At 67.5% G+C, this 13,538-nt stretch carries 14 protein-coding genes; 6 read left to right on the top strand and 8 right to left on the bottom strand.

All coding sequences use genetic code 11. The features are described from left to right. The 3 genes from QOD90_RS24315 to QOD90_RS24305 all read left to right on the top strand — a co-directional run. The coding region (locus QOD90_RS24315) for an alpha/beta hydrolase family protein (RefSeq protein WP_526353879.1) at positions 1-497 on the top strand (497 nt) is incomplete at its 5' end. Between the two features lie 4 nt (positions 498-501). Next, positions 502-1,917 (top strand): WS/DGAT/MGAT family O-acyltransferase, encoded by a 1,416-nt coding sequence (locus QOD90_RS24310; RefSeq protein ID WP_526353877.1) that lies wholly within the window; start codon positions 502-504, stop codon positions 1,915-1,917. Positions 1,918-2,082: 165 nt separating this feature from the next. Then, the gene (locus tag QOD90_RS24305; protein ID WP_526353875.1) at positions 2,083-3,501 is read left to right on the top strand and encodes a DUF4185 domain-containing protein; all 1,419 of its coding nucleotides are present in this window, start codon (positions 2,083-2,085) and stop codon (positions 3,499-3,501) included. Here QOD90_RS24305 and QOD90_RS24300 read toward each other — a convergent pair. From QOD90_RS24300 to QOD90_RS24280, 5 genes are all read right to left on the bottom strand, one after another. Next, complete coding sequence (locus QOD90_RS24300; protein WP_526353873.1) at positions 3,498-3,731, bottom strand: hypothetical protein; 234 nt, start codon at positions 3,729-3,731, stop codon at positions 3,498-3,500. The genes QOD90_RS24305 and QOD90_RS24300 overlap by 4 nt on opposite strands. A gap of 15 nt (positions 3,732-3,746) precedes the next feature. Next, positions 3,747-4,985, bottom strand: a complete 1,239-nt coding sequence (locus QOD90_RS24295) for an alpha/beta hydrolase (protein ID WP_526353885.1) — start codon at positions 4,983-4,985, stop codon at positions 3,747-3,749. Next, on the bottom strand, positions 4,957-6,609 hold the full coding sequence (gene fadD12 / locus QOD90_RS24290; protein WP_526353871.1) for an acyl-CoA ligase FadD12: 1,653 nt from the start codon (positions 6,607-6,609) through the stop codon (positions 4,957-4,959). Before fadD12 ends, QOD90_RS24295 begins: the two co-directional genes overlap by 29 nt. Before the next feature lie 2 nt (positions 6,610-6,611). Further along, the gene (locus QOD90_RS24285; protein WP_526353883.1) at positions 6,612-7,352 is read right to left on the bottom strand and encodes a 1-acyl-sn-glycerol-3-phosphate acyltransferase; all 741 of its coding nucleotides are present in this window, start codon (positions 7,350-7,352) and stop codon (positions 6,612-6,614) included. A 222-nt stretch (positions 7,353-7,574) separates the two neighbouring features. Continuing rightward, positions 7,575-8,087: a hypothetical protein gene (locus QOD90_RS24280; RefSeq protein ID WP_526353869.1), complete on the bottom strand. Its 513-nt coding sequence runs from the start codon at positions 8,085-8,087 to the stop codon at positions 7,575-7,577. A gap of 102 nt (positions 8,088-8,189) precedes the next feature. Between QOD90_RS24280 and QOD90_RS24275 the strand changes: the two genes are divergently transcribed. Continuing rightward, on the top strand, positions 8,190-9,035 hold the full coding sequence (locus QOD90_RS24275) for an arylamine N-acetyltransferase family protein (protein ID WP_526353867.1): 846 nt from the start codon (positions 8,190-8,192) through the stop codon (positions 9,033-9,035). Positions 9,036-9,040: 5 nt separating this feature from the next. Here QOD90_RS24275 and QOD90_RS24270 read toward each other — a convergent pair whose 3' ends face one another. Further along, the gene (locus QOD90_RS24270) at positions 9,041-10,051 is read right to left on the bottom strand and encodes an acyl-CoA dehydrogenase family protein (protein WP_526353865.1); all 1,011 of its coding nucleotides are present in this window, start codon (positions 10,049-10,051) and stop codon (positions 9,041-9,043) included. Next, positions 10,048-11,205, bottom strand: coding sequence for an acyl-CoA dehydrogenase family protein (locus QOD90_RS24265; RefSeq protein WP_526353864.1), 1,158 nt, complete (start codon positions 11,203-11,205; stop codon positions 10,048-10,050). Before QOD90_RS24265 ends, QOD90_RS24270 begins: the two co-directional genes overlap by 4 nt. A gap of 180 nt (positions 11,206-11,385) precedes the next feature. On the opposite strand from QOD90_RS24265, the gene QOD90_RS24260 reads away from it, so the two are divergent. Both QOD90_RS24260 and QOD90_RS24255 read left to right on the top strand, forming a co-directional pair. After that, positions 11,386-12,276, top strand: coding sequence for a helix-turn-helix domain-containing protein (locus tag QOD90_RS24260; protein ID WP_526353881.1), 891 nt, complete (start codon positions 11,386-11,388; stop codon positions 12,274-12,276). A 1-nt stretch (position 12,277) separates the two neighbouring features. Further along, the gene (locus QOD90_RS24255; RefSeq protein ID WP_526353862.1) at positions 12,278-12,802 is read left to right on the top strand and encodes a dihydrofolate reductase family protein; all 525 of its coding nucleotides are present in this window, start codon (positions 12,278-12,280) and stop codon (positions 12,800-12,802) included. Here QOD90_RS24255 and QOD90_RS24250 read toward each other — a convergent pair. Further along, positions 12,799-13,425 carry a TetR/AcrR family transcriptional regulator gene (locus QOD90_RS24250; RefSeq protein WP_526353860.1) on the bottom strand — a complete coding sequence of 209 codons (627 nt, stop codon included), beginning with the start codon at positions 13,423-13,425 and terminating at the stop codon, positions 12,799-12,801. The two genes, QOD90_RS24255 and QOD90_RS24250, sit on opposite strands and share 4 nt — an antisense overlap. Between the last annotated feature and the right edge of the window lie 113 nt (positions 13,426-13,538).

The following is a 13,538-nucleotide window of genomic DNA, read 5'->3' as shown; positions in this document are numbered from 1 at the left end:
GTCACCTGGCCGCGCTGGCCGGGCTGACCGCAGGGGACCCCGAAATGCAGCGTGATCTCCCCGAGGGCTCCGACACGTCGGTCGACGCCGTCGTCGGCATCTACGGTCGCTACGACTGGGAGGACCGCTCCACCGTTGAGCGGGCCCGCTTCGTCGACTTCTTGGAGCGTGTGGTGGTGAAGCGCAAGATCGCCAGACACCCGGAGATCTTCCGCAAGGCCTCGCCGATCGCCCGCACGCATGGCGGTGCGCCGCCGTTCCTGGTGATCCACGGCAGCGGTGACACGGTCATTCCGGTGCAGCAGGCGAGGGACTTCGTCGAGAATTTGCGCAGCGTGTCCCGCTCGGTCGTCGGTTACGTGGAGCTGCCAGGAGCAGGACACGGCTTCGACATGACCGATGGGGCCCGCACCGGGTCGATGGCCACGGCAATCGGCTTGTTCCTCAACGAAGTTCACCGAAACCAGACGATGGCCGGGGCAAAGCAGGTTATATAGCCGCGTGAAGAGGCTCAGCGGGTGGGACGCGGTACTTCTGTACAGCGAAACGCCGACCGTGCACATGCACACGCTGAAACTGGCGGTCATCGCGCTCGACGAATTGAAGGGCCGCGCGTTCGGGGTCGAGGACTTCCGCAAGGTCATCCACGGCAGGCTCTACAAGCTGGACCCGTTCCGCTACGAGTTGGTCGACATCCCGTGGAAGTTCCACCATCCGATGTGGCGGGAGAACTGCGAGGTCGACCTCGAATACCACATTCGTCCTCATCGGCTGGATAGCCCTGGCGGACGGCGTGAGCTCGACGATGCGGTCGGCAAGATCGCCAGTACCCCGTTGGATCGCAGCAAGCCGCTCTGGGAGATGTACTTCATCGAGGGTCTCGCCAACGGCAGGATCGCCGTGCTCGGCAAGATCCACCACGCGCTGGCCGACGGCGTGGCGTCGGCCAACTTGATGGCGCGCGGGATGGATCTCCAGACTGGCCCCGACGATCGAGACTCCTACGCCACCGATCCCGCGCCCACCAAGTCGGAGTTGGTGCGGACGGCCTTCGGCGATCACGTACGTCAGATCGGCCGGCTACCCGGCGTAATGCGCTATACCGCACAGGGTTTGAGCAGGGTGCGAAAGAGCTCCTACAAGCTGGGCCCGGAACTGACACGGCCGTTCACTCCGCCGCCCAGTTTCATGAACCACATGGTCGACGGCACGCGCAAGTTCGCGACGGCCACGCTGGCACTCGCCGACGTCAAGGAAACCGGCAAGCAGCTGGGGGTCACCATCAACGACATGGTGCTGGCCATCTCGGCGGGGGCGCTTCGCCAGCTCCTGAAGAAGTACGACGGACACGCGGATCACCCGCTGTTGGCTTCCGTCCCAGTGAGTTTCGACTTCTCCCGCGATCGCATCTCGGGAAACTACTTCACCGGGGTCATGATGACGCTTCCCGTGGAGATGGACGATCCGCTCGAGCGCGTGCAGGCAGTACACGACGCCGCGGTGTCGGCCAAGGAGACGCACCACCTGATGGGGCCCGAGCTGGTGAGTCGGTGGTCGGCCTACTTCCCGCCGGCGCCGGCCGAGGCACTGTTCCGCTGGCTGGCCAACAAGGACGGGCAGAACAAGGTGCTCAACCTACCCATCTCCAATGTGCCTGGCCCTCGCGAGCACGGCCGAGTGGGCGGCGCGCTTGTCACCGAGATCTACTCCGTTGGTCCGCTGACCACGGGCAGTGGGCTCAACATCACGGTGTGGAGCTACGTCGATCAGCTCAACATTTCGGTGTTGTCCGATGGCGCCACGCTCGAGGATGCGCACGAACTGACCGCCGCGATGGTCCAGGCATTCATCGAGATACGCCGTGCTGCGGGGCTTTCCGAGGAGCTCACCGTCGTCGAAGGCACGATGGCCCCGTAGGCGAGCACTGGCTCGTCAGTTCAGTATCGGCTGGTCGCCAAGGTATCGACACGGTCACGGATGAATACCAAGCCATCACTCGATAATCACAACAGCCCCGTCAGTCACTATCGTCACAGCTGAAGTTGCTGACGTCACTGCGACGTCCTCCGTGAAAGGTGTGACATGTCGCCGCGTCGTCGAACCGCATCCGCATCGATGGCAACGGCGGCCGTGATCGGGCTCTGTGCTGTCGTCGGCGTCGCGCCACCGGCCAACGCCGAACCCTGCGAGGGTGCGGCCGCGGCCGCCCAGCCGCTGCCTGGTCAGGCGTTCCAGATCCCCAGCCCGTCCGGCATCTCACCGTTCAACCGTCCGATCGGACACAAACCCGTCGGTGCGAACGACGCTGCCCCACTTCCCAAACTGGGCCTGTTGCCCGCCCTGCTCAAGGCACTGACTCCACCCGCAGCACCGGTGCAGCAGCAGGCGGCGGTGGTGCCGTCACCACGTCCCGGCGGCGCGGCCACCCAACAGCCGCCGGTTGTAGCCCAACCGGCACCAGCGCCGGCAGCGGCTGCGGTGCCGTCCGGTCCGCCGGGCACCTCGCTCGTCGGATGGGTGACCGGACCCGACAGCCCCAACGACACCATCAAGCGGTTCGCCATCACCGGGACCGACCTCGGAATCATGTGGGACAACGGCGATCCCGCCAACAACCAGGTGCTGATGGCCTTCGGCGACACGAACGGTTACTGCGGGATCCCCGGTAAGCAGTGGCGGTACAACGCGCTGTTCCGCAGCCAGGACCGGTCGCTGGCCAAGACGGTCGCCGTGCCCAATGGCGTTGTCGCCAACAAGTATTCGGGCTCCCCGGTATGGCGGCCGGGCATCTCCAAGCAGATCGTCAACACGATCGGGAAGGCGCCGCAGGAGACGGGCATCATTCCGACCGCGGGCGTCGCGGTGGGGCGAAACCAGTACCTCAACTTCATGTCCATCAAGAGCTGGGACGCCAACGGCGCCTGGTCGACGAACTACTCGGCGATTGCGATGTCGCCCGACAACGGCGAGACGTGGGGCGTCTACCCTGGCACCGTCCGCACGCCGGGAGCTGGCAACGAGAACTTCCAGATGGGGGCGTTCCTCAAGGGCGGGCCCGGCGACAACTACCTCTATACGTTCGGGACGCCGAACGGCCGTGGCGGCTCGGCGTACGTCGCGCGAGTGTCGCCCGGACTCATTCCGGACCTCTCGAAGTACGAGTACTGGAACGCCGACAACGGCACCTGGGTGCCAGGCAATCCGGCCGCCGCGACGCCCGTGATCCCCGGCCCGGTCGGCGAGTTGTCGGCGCAGTACAACACGTATCTCAAGCAGTACCTGGTGCTCTACTGCAACGGTCCCAACGACGTCGTGATGAGGACCGCACCGGCCCCGCAGGGACCGTGGAGCCCCGAGCAGGTGCTGGTGACGTCGGGGGAGTTCCCCGGCGGGATCTACGCGCCGTACCTGCATCCGTGGTCGACGGGCAAGGAGCTGTACTACAACCTGTCGCTATGGTCGGCGTACAACGTGATGCTGATGCACACGGTGCTGCCTTAGAGCGATTCGATGACCTTGCTCGCCGTGGCCAGATCGACGTTGGCCTCGTCGCGGTAGGCCTTGATGGCGCCCATCTTGTCACCGGATGCAAGGAGTTGCCGCACGTTGGCCGATACCTGCGAGTTGGCCAGCGTCTGTAGATCGGGGATCGGTATTCCAGTCTTGGCGTAGAGGTTCTGGACGAGCAGTTCGAGCACGCCGAGTCGTTCGTAGACGTCGTTGGAGTTCATCGGGTCAGTGTGCCCCTAGCCGCGCTTGGCCTTCACCCAATCCAGGAAGTGGGCGACCGCCGTCGCGGTGAAGTGACCGTGCGGTGAGCCGAAGAAGTCGAAGGCGTGCTGAGCGTGCGGGATCTCGGCATAGACCACCGGGTTGTCCGACGCCTCCCCGAGCGCCTCGGCGAAGGCCCGCCCCTCCTGCACCGGGATGATCGAGTCGTCGGTGCCGTGCAGCACGAAGAAGGGCGGGGCGTCGGGCCGCACCATGGTGATCGGCGACGCGTCGAGGTACACGGTGCGGTGCTCGGCGAACCGCTTCTTGACGATGTAGCGCTGCAGGATCGCGATGAACTCCGGTCTGCCGGAGCCCTCCTTGGTGAACCAGTCGTAGCGCCCGTAGATCGGTACCGCAGCCACCACCGAGGTGTCCGCCCCCTCGAAACCTGGTTGCCACCGAGGATCATTCGGCGTCAGCGCCGCCAGCGCGGTCAGATGGCCGCCCGCCGAACCGCCGGTGATCGCCACGAAGTCGGGGTCCCCGCCGTAGTCGGCGATGTTCTCCTTGACCCACGCCAGCGCCCGCTTGACGTCGACGATGTGGGCGGGCCAGGTATTGCGAGGGCTGACCCGATAGGCCATCGACACACAGATCCAGCCGCGCTCGGCCATGTGGGTCATCAACGGGTATGCCTGTGGACGGCGCATCCCGATCGCCCACGCGCCGCCCGGTACCTGGAGGAGGACCGGCGCCTTGCCGTCGAGCGGGAGGTCCGCCCGGTGCCAGACGTCGGCGACGTTGGCCCGGTGCGGCCCATATCGGACGATGCCGTCCTTCTTGACGTACTGGCGTCGCGACCACGACGTGCGCAGAACCCCGCCACGTCGCCGCCGGCGCTCCTCCGCGGCGATCGCGGCGTAGTCGTCACCAAGGGTGTCGCGCAGTGGCGCCTCGAAGAAGTCCTGTGATTGTGAAGCGCGGCGGTAGGAGAATCCCAGCAGCCCCCAGGCAACCACCGTCAGTGCCAACGCGATTCGGCCGCGCGGACCCTTGAAGTCGCCGCGCAGGCCGCGCCGTGCGGCATCGAGGATCGATGCGCCGGCGACCACCGGGGCGGCCTCACCGGTCGGCCAGCCGAATGCGAACACCGGCAGCGTGACGTAACCTTCGCGGCCAAGTGGGCGCACGGCGTTGACGGCGTTGACGACCTCGGCGGTGGCGCGCAGCAGTGGGTAGCGCCTACGACGTCTCAGAATCACCGCTGCCATCGCCGTCCGTTGAAACGAGTTCTTGAAGGTCACGACGAAGGATCTTGCCAGTGCTGCCACGCGGCAGTTCGGCGAGCACCGTGACGTCCCTCGGCACCTTGTAGTTCGCCAGGTTCTCCCTGACGTGGGCCTTGAGTGTGTCCGGAGTGGTTGCGGCGCCGTCGACGAGCACGACGAAGGCCGCAAGGCGCTGGCCGTACTCGTCGTCGTCCACGCCGAGGACGAACGCTTCGGCGACCTCCGGGTGGGTGGCGAGTGTCTTCTCCACCTCGATGGGATAGACGTTCTCGCCGCCCGAGACGATCATCTCGTCGTCGCGACCCACGACGAACAGTCGACCGTCGGCGTCGAGGTAACCGACGTCCCCGCTCGACATGTAGTCGTCGTAGAAGTCCTTGGTGCCGCCCGAGGTGTAGCCGTCGAACTGCGTGGAGTTGCGCACGAAGATGGTGCCGACGTCACCGGTGGGGACCTCGCGACGGTCGGCGTCGAGGATGTGGATGTCGGTGCCCTCGGCGGGACGGCCCGCGGTGTCGGGCGCCGCGCGCAGGTCGGCGGGCGTCGCGGTGGCGATCATGCCCGCCTCCGTGGCGTTGTAGTTGTTGTAGACGACGTCGCCGAAACGATCCATGAACGCGGTCACGACGTCGGGGCGCATCCGGGAACCCGATGCGGCCGCGAACCGAAGGGAACGCCCGCTGTAGCGCGAGAGGACGTCGTCCGGTAGCGCCATGATTCGGTCGAACATGACTGGAACGACACACAATCCGGTCGCCTGATGGCGGTCGACGAGCTTGAGGGTGGCCTCGGGGTCGAACCTTCGGCGGGTGACGATCGTGCACGCCATGGACGCCGCGAAGGCCAGCTGTGAAAAACCCCAGGCGTGGAACATCGGCGCGACGACGACGGTGACCTCCTCGGCCCGCCACGGGGTGCGGTCCAGGATGGCCTTCAGCGTCTGGGGGCTGCCGCCAGAATGGCTGGCGCCCTTCGGAGTTCCCGTCGTCCCCGACGTCAGCAGAATGACCTTCGACTTGTTACCCGGCCGGTTCGGCTGGCTGCCGAAGTGCTCGCTGATCATCGTCTCGACGGAGCGGTCGTGATCGGCCGTGTCGGTCCACGCCACGATCCGCACGGCGTCGGGGCTGTCCGCGAGCGCGAGGTCGACGGTGGGGGTGAATTCCTCGTCGTAGACCACGGCGACAGAGTTGTTGTCGGCCTCACGCTGTACCACCTCGGCGAGAGCGGGTCCCGCGAACGACGTGTTGAGCAGCAGCACGTCGGCGCCGATGCGGTTGGCGGCGATCAGCGATTCGACGAAGCCACGGTGGTTGCGCGCCATGATCCCGATCACGCTCGGCGTGCCGCCGGGCAGCGCCTGCAGCGCGGCCGCGAACGCGTCGGCCCGCTGGTCGATGTCGCGCCACGTCAGCGTGCCGAGCTCGTCGACGAGGCCGGGTCGATCGGGGCAGCGCTGCGCCGCACTTGCGAAACCCGAAGTGATGCCCATGTTCTCGCGCGCCATGGCGGCCGCGATGCGTAGGTACTTGTCAGGACGCAGCGGTGCGATGACGCCGGCTCGCACCATCGTGGTCAATAGGCCGAGAGTGTCGGTGATTGCCATCGTCAGCCGAGCACGGGAAGGCGTCGTTCCTTGGCCAGCTCGTCGAGTGCCAGTTGCATGACGTGGCGGACGTGCGCATCGACCTCGTCGACGTCGGGTTCCTCGCCGAACTCGGCCACGACGTCGATCGGCGGCAGCACGCGGGTGACGATCTTCGTCGGCAGCGGCAGGTTGACCGGGAGCACGGCCGACAGCCCGAACGGGAAGCCGAAGGAGATCGGCAAGATCTTGGCGCGCAACAGCTTGTCCAGACGGAGCATCTTGGCCATCCATTCGCCGCGGGACAGGAACAGTTGCGCCTCCTGGCCGCCGATCGACACCGCAGGGACGATCGGCACCCCGGCGTTGAGTGCGGCCCGCACGTAGCCGGTGCGCCCGTCGAAGTCGATCTTGTTCTCGGCCAGGGTCGGGCGGTAGACGTCGTAGTCCCCACCGGGGAATACGACGACGACGCCGCCGGAGCGCAGCGCTTCGTCGGCGTTCTCGTGGTTGGCCGGGATGAAGCCGGTCTTGCGGAAGAAGTCGCCGGTTGGCCCGGTGAAGATGATGTCGTGGCTGAGGGTGTAGACCGGCCTGTCGAAGCCGAACTTCTCGTAGAAGCCGGTCGCGAAGACCGGGACGTCCATCGCGAACAGCCCGCCCGAGTGGTTGCCCACCACCAGGGCGCCGCCTGGCGGGAAGTCGTCGAGGCCGTGCACCTCGGCGCGGTGGTAGCCCTTGATGAGCGGGCGAAGCCACCCCATCACCCGTTCGGTGAGTGCCGGGTCCCACTTGGTGACTGCGCTTGGTTCAACCTCGGTCTGGTCGATGTCGTTCGCGTTCACGGGTGCCCCCTGGAGGAATTGGAACGTGTTCTAGTTTTAGGATACCCGGCGCAGGTGCGACCGGGAAATCGCTAAATCCGACACTTTGCCAATGCCTCCGAGCCCGACCCGATCCAGCGGCCGGTGGTGACTCGAACCGGCTCAGATCGAGGCGATGAACTCCGAGGTGTAGAACTCGGCGGGGGTCTGCGACGAACCCGACGGCCGCTCGACGATCACCCAGGCGCCGGTGGCGCCGCTTGCGGCGGGGCCCGCGACGGTAGACGTGCCTCCGCCGACGGCGTCGGTCTGAACTCCGCCGGTGAGCACGCCAGGCGCGCCGGGCCCGCAGTTGAGCGAGGCCCGTGGAGCCTGGATCACGCGGATGTCGTAGTGAGTGTTCGGCAGCGCGGTGGCCATGTCGACCGTGGCGACGATCATGCCGGCACCGTTGGTGCCCACGTGCGCGACGGGTCGCGCATCGCCCACCGCGGAAACCCACTTCAGCTTGGTGAAGTCACACGCCCGCCACTGACTGGACAGGGGCATGGCCGAGCTCATGGAAGCAGGAGCCGCCGAAGCCTGCGGGGCGGCCATCACCGAGGACGCGAGGGCCCCCGCACCGATCAAGGCGGCCACCACGGGGAGAACTGTCGACGACGACAATTTGGTCATGACTTACATAGTGCCGGTCCCGGCGCGTACCACGCTGTGGTCCACGTCACAGAAAAGGTGTGATATCGACCTGAGTGGCAGTTTGGGCGGCACGCTGTATCGATGACGGATGCCGCAGGAGAATTCGATCTGACCGCGTATCTCGCCCGCGTCGGGTACCAGGGACCACTGGAACCGACGGCGGAGGTGTTGGCCGATTTGGTCGCTGCGCACAACCGGTCGATCCCCTTCGAGAACCTCGACCCCGTCTTCGGCGTGCCGGTCGACGACCTGAGTGCCGCAACCCTGACGGACAAGCTGGTGCACCGGCGCCGCGGCGGCTACTGCTACGAGCACAACGGGCTGATGGGGTTCGTCCTGGAACGGTTGGGCTTCGGCGTCGAGCGACTCGCAGGCCGGGTGGTGTGGATGCGCGAACCAGATGGTCCGCTGCCCGCCCAGACCCACAACGTGCTGGCGGTGACGGTCCCCGGCGTGTCAGGGCGGCTGCTGGTGGACGTCGGGTTCGGTGGGCAGACGCTGACGTCACCCATCCGATTGACGGCGGGTCCGGTCCAGCAGACCCGGCACGAGCCGTACCGGCTGACCGAGGGTGGCGACGGTCTGGTGTTGTCGGCGCAGGTCCGCGGGGAGTGGCAGGCGCTCTATACGTTCACCGAACGTCCGCAGCCAAGGATCGACCTCGAAGTCGGTAGTTGGTACGTCTCGACCCACCCGTCGTCGTTCTTCGTCGTCGGCTTGACCGCGGCGGTGGTGACCGACGACGCGCGGTGGAACCTCCGTGGCCGCAACCTCGCCATCCATCGGGCCGGCGAGACGGACAAGGTCCGCTTCGACACCGCCGCCGAGGTGATCGACGCGTTGACGGAGACGTTCGGCATCGACCTGACCGACGTCGCCGACCCCGACGTGCTCGAGACCCGGGTGACCCAGGTGCTCGATTCCTAGCGCTGCTAGGGACCGACGACAAGGCTCCACGGGTCGTCGGCCGCCATGGCCATCCGGCCGAGGCGCGTGGCGTGCTGCCCCGTGGTGCCGAACTCGTCGGCCCAACTCCTGGCTCGCATCGTGGCCAGCCACAGTTGGTGCTCCAGCGTTACGCCGATGGCACCGTGCAGCTGGTGCGCGATCGTGGTCACCGGGCCGACGGCACGGCCGACGGCAACCTTGGCGACGGTCACCGCATAGTCGACCCGCGCACTGTCGAAGCCGTGGTCGTTGGCCGCAGTGATCGCCAGAGCCGTTGCTGCACGGCTTCTCTCGACCTCGCCGATCAGTGTGGCCACGGAATGCTGAACGGCTTGGAACTTGTTCAGTGAGCGGCCGAACTGCACGCGTTCACGGGTGTGGGCGGTGGTCAGGTGCACCGCCGCGTCGAAGGCGCCGACGATCTGAACGCACCTCGCCCACGCTCCGCGCCGGACGAGTTCGTCGCCGACGCCGGCTGGCAGGCGCGTTACGTCCGCCAGCGCGAGATCGAACGGCACCTCGCCGCGTGGCTCGCCTGCGAGGTTGTACGTGGTCGCCGTTGGGCCGCGATCGAGAACCGCAACGTAGGTCGCATCGACGGAGCGCGCGGCCAGAACGACCGGCCCGACCGCGGGCCACGGCACGTCGGCGGCGGTGCCGACGATCCGACCGTCGCGCGGCTCGACGTCGGCGATCGCCGCCGTTAGAGGCCCGTCGTCGGGGACCGCGAGATCCGCCTTGGCGGCCAACCACGTTGCGAGCAGATCGGTTTCGGCGACCGGTACCGCCGCCGCATGGCGTGCCAGTCCGCCAAGGACGACCGCGGCTTCCGCAGGCTCGGCGCCCTGCTCGCTGGTCAGCCGCGTCAGCCCCGACGACTCCAGTACCCGCCACAGGTCGTCGTCGAAGGGTTCGGGCAGCTCGTGGTGTCCGAGCCGCGCGTCGAACGATCGCTGGCCGATCTCGTCGACCAGTTGTCTGAGTTCGTCGTTCACGTCGCCGCCTTCGCCACCACGCCGCGGAGAACCTCGTTGGTGCCGCCGCGGAGGGTGAACAGCGGTGAGTGCACCCGCGCGGTGGCCAACAAGGCGCGCAGCCGCACTCCCTCGGGCCCGTCGATGCCGTCGATCAGGTCGGCGGCCCGCTCCACGGAGTCCTGTTCGAACCGGGTGCCGAGATCCTTGACCAGCGCCGCCTGGGTGTTGGCGTCCTGCCCCGCGGTCAACGCTCGCGCCACCGACACCGACAGCTGGCGCAGCGAGATCATCCGCGCGACCAGATCGCCGACTTCGGCAGCGGTCCGGTCGTCGACGTCGCGACGGCGCAGTGCCCGGACGATTTCGAACAGCATCGTCGCCGTGGACAGAAAGCGTTCGGGCCCACTGCGTTCGAATCCCAATTCCGAGGTGACTTGGTGCCAGCCCGCACCGATCTCGCCGAGCACGTCGTCATCGGTGAGCCGGACATCGTCGAAAAGCACTTCGTTGAAATGGTGTTCACCGTTCATCAGCACGATCGGGCTGATGGTGATGCCGGGCAGGTCGGTCGGCACGATGAATTGACTGAAGCCGGCGTGCCGGTGGTCGGGATCCAGCGGGCTGGTGCGAGCCAGGACGACGACCTGATGGGCGAGGTGCGCGCCGCTGGTCCAGACCTTGGTGCCGTTGAGTTGCCAGCCGCCGTCGGTGCGCGTGGCCCTGGACTGGACGGCGGCGAGGTCAGAACCCGCCCCGTGTTCGCTCATGCCGATCGCGGAGTACAGGTGCCCGGAGGCGATCCGCGGCAGCAGCCTGCGCCGCTGTTGCTCCGTCCCGTACGCCAAGAGCCCGGGCGCCACCTGACGGTCGGCGATCCAGTGGGCGCCCACCGGAGCTCCAATCGCCAGCAGTTCCTCGGTCACCACGTAGCGGTGCAGGTAGCCGGTCCCGTCGGTCGGGGCCCGGCCGCCGTACTCGGCGGGGATGGTCAGCCCCACGAAGCCGGCCTCGGCGAGCCGGATGCTGAACGCGGTGTCCCAACTGGACAGCCAGCAGTCAACGGCAGGCGTCCAACCGAACGCGTCCCGGTCGGCCGCCAGAAACGCCCGGACCGCCGAGCGCAGCCCGGCGAGATCGGCGTCATTGGCACACAGCTCATCGAATTCGCTCACTGGGCACCAGAGTCTAGTGCGGCGGTGGTGAGCAGGAATCGTCATGTCCTTCAGCGCGGCGCCGGACGATACTCGGTCACTGTGAGCGATCCGCCGAAATCTTCCCCCGAGTCACTTCGCTCCTGCCCGCCGAAATCTTCCCCCGAGTCGCTTCGGTCCTGCCCGCCGAAACGCGACCGTCTGCGCGAGTTGCTCGACGCCGTCGTCGACACCGGCAACACCGATGTCGCCGAGATGGCGCGCAGCAGCTTTGCCTCCGAGTTCCACTTCTCCCGGCAGGTGAGCCGACTGACCGGCGAACCGCCCGCGGCGATCCGCCGCCGGGTCATGCTGGAACGCGCCGCCTGGCGACTGCAACGCGGCGAGGGCGTCGCGGCGGTGGCCGCCGAAGAGGGCTGGTCCTCGCCAGAGGTGTTCTCGCGGGCCTTCCGGCGCTCGTACGGCGTACCACCGTCTCAGGCCGGCGACGTCGAGTTTCGGCTGGCCGCGCCAAACGGTCTGCACTTCCATCCGCCGGCGTCGCTGTGGTTGTCCGCCCAGGAAGTTCGAGCCGAGGACGCCAAGCCTCCCGACGTGTCCCAATTGATGGTCGCGCACGACGTCGCCGACTCGGCCTACCTCATCGGCAAGGCCGCCGATCTCACCGAAGGGCAATGGCGGGAACGACTTTCGCCGGGTCAGGTGGTGCTGGACTGGGACGGTGAGGAAGCCAGCGTCGGTGCGGTACTTCGCGCGATCGTGTGGTCGAAGGAAGTGTGGCTCGCGAGCATCGAAGGGCGCGACCAACCCGCACGTCCCCAGGAGCGGACCGCCGTGCAACTCGCCGACGATCATGCCGCGGTGTCCGCGCGCTGGACCGCGATGGTGGTCGACCACGCCGAGCAGGGCCGGTTGGGAGACACCGTGATCGATGCGCTGTGCGACCCGCCGGAGTCGTTTCAGCTGTACGGCATCGTCGCCCACGTGCTGACCTACTCGGCCCATCGGCGGGCACTGGTGCGCACGATGCTCGCCCGCCATGGGGTACTCGCGGGCCCCGGCGACCCGCTGGACTGGATGAGAAGGAGCTGACGTGGCGACCGTGTACTTCACCGCGTCGAGCCTCGACGGTTTCGTCGTCGACGACGCGAACAGCCTGGACTGGCTGACCTCCCGGGCCGTCGACCCCAATGGGCTGTTCGGCTATCAGGCGTTCGCGAATGGTGTTGGCGCACTGGCGATGGGCTCGTCCACCTACGAGTGGATCGTGGTCAATCAGCCAGGCGACTGGATGTACGAGCAGCCGACCTGGGTGTTGACCCACCGGCCAGAGATCGTCGTCGAGGGTCACCCCGTGCGGACGTTCGCCGGCGAGGTCGCCGAGCTGCATCCCGAGTTGGTGTCGGCGGCCGCCGACAGGGACGTGTGGGTGGTGGGGGGCGGCGACGTCGCCGCCCAGTTCGTCGCCGCCGGACTCGTCGACGAGATGATCGTGTCCTACGCCCCGTGCTCGCTGGGCACGGGTGCGCGCGTCCTGCCGTTGCGCTCCGAGTGGGCGCTGCAGGAGGTGGGGCGCAACGCCGACTTCGTCTGCGCGCGTTGGGCCAAGCCCGCTTAGCGCTCGACCGACGGTAGGCCGAAGCGGTGCACGAATTCCCGTGACTTGATCAGGAACTCGACTTGCTTGGCGACCTCGCGCAGCGGGTCCGCGGTGCGGGTCGAGCGACAGAGTACGACGGCGCCCTCGAGTGAGGCGATGCATGTGACGGCCAGTGATCCGGCGTCGTTGTCATCGAATCCGTCGACGACGAACGCGCGGGTGAGAGCGGCCCGCCAGCGGTCGAAGATATCGCCTGCGATGGCCGTCAGGGCGGGATCGGCGTCGGCCGAACCGATCGCGGCCGCCACCACCGGGCAGCCTGCGGCGAAGTCGCTTTCGGCCAGGGTGCGCTCCCAGAACGCGACGAACTGGCGCACCAACGCGACGCAGCCCTCGGTGGCGGCGTCATCGATGACCGCGGTGATCGCGTCACCCGCGTACTGCAGGGCCTCGGTCAGCAGCTGACTCCGACCGTCCGGAAAGTGGTGGTAGACCGAGCCGCGGGGTGCGCCGCTGCGGGCCAGCACCTCGTCGATCGTGACGCCCGCGGCGCCCTTCTCGCGGAGCACCTCGGCGGCCGTGAACAGCATTCGGCTGCGTGTCGAGCCGCGCTTGTTGGTGACCTTGGCGGCGGCCGACATCAGGCGGCGGCCCCCGGGTGGCGCTGTTTCCACTGCCGCCACTGGGTCATGCGGGGGGTCCGCCCGAGAGCCGTCGGACGGTCGTTGACGGTGCGAGTGAACTTGCGTCCCAA

Origin of the sequence: Mycobacterium sp., assembly GCF_032161845.1 — a bacterium.
Taxonomy (GTDB): Bacteria; Actinomycetota; Actinomycetes; order Mycobacteriales; family Mycobacteriaceae; genus Mycobacterium.
The sequence above is the reverse complement of the archived record's forward strand: the minus strand, read 5'-3'. Positions and strand labels throughout refer to the sequence as shown.

Bases quoted from the DNA above. Each gene is read 5' to 3' on its own strand.
- QOD90_RS24305 (WP_526353875.1), top strand. From the start codon at position 2,083: ATGTCGCCGCGTCGTCGAACCGCATCCGCATCGATGGCAACGGCGGCC.
- QOD90_RS24300 (WP_526353873.1), bottom strand. From the start codon at position 3,731: ATGAACTCCAACGACGTCTACGAACGACTCGGCGTGCTCGAACTGCTC.
- QOD90_RS24295 (WP_526353885.1), bottom strand. From the start codon at position 4,985: ATGGCAGCGGTGATTCTGAGACGTCGTAGGCGCTACCCACTGCTGCGC.
- fadD12 (WP_526353871.1), bottom strand. From the start codon at position 6,609: ATGGCAATCACCGACACTCTCGGCCTATTGACCACGATGGTGCGAGCC.
- QOD90_RS24285 (WP_526353883.1), bottom strand. From the start codon at position 7,352: ATGGGGTGGCTTCGCCCGCTCATCAAGGGCTACCACCGCGCCGAGGTG.
- QOD90_RS24280 (WP_526353869.1), bottom strand. From the start codon at position 8,087: ATGACCAAATTGTCGTCGTCGACAGTTCTCCCCGTGGTGGCCGCCTTG.
- QOD90_RS24275 (WP_526353867.1), top strand. From the start codon at position 8,190: ATGACGGATGCCGCAGGAGAATTCGATCTGACCGCGTATCTCGCCCGC.
- QOD90_RS24250 (WP_526353860.1), bottom strand. From the start codon at position 13,425: ATGTCGGCCGCCGCCAAGGTCACCAACAAGCGCGGCTCGACACGCAGC.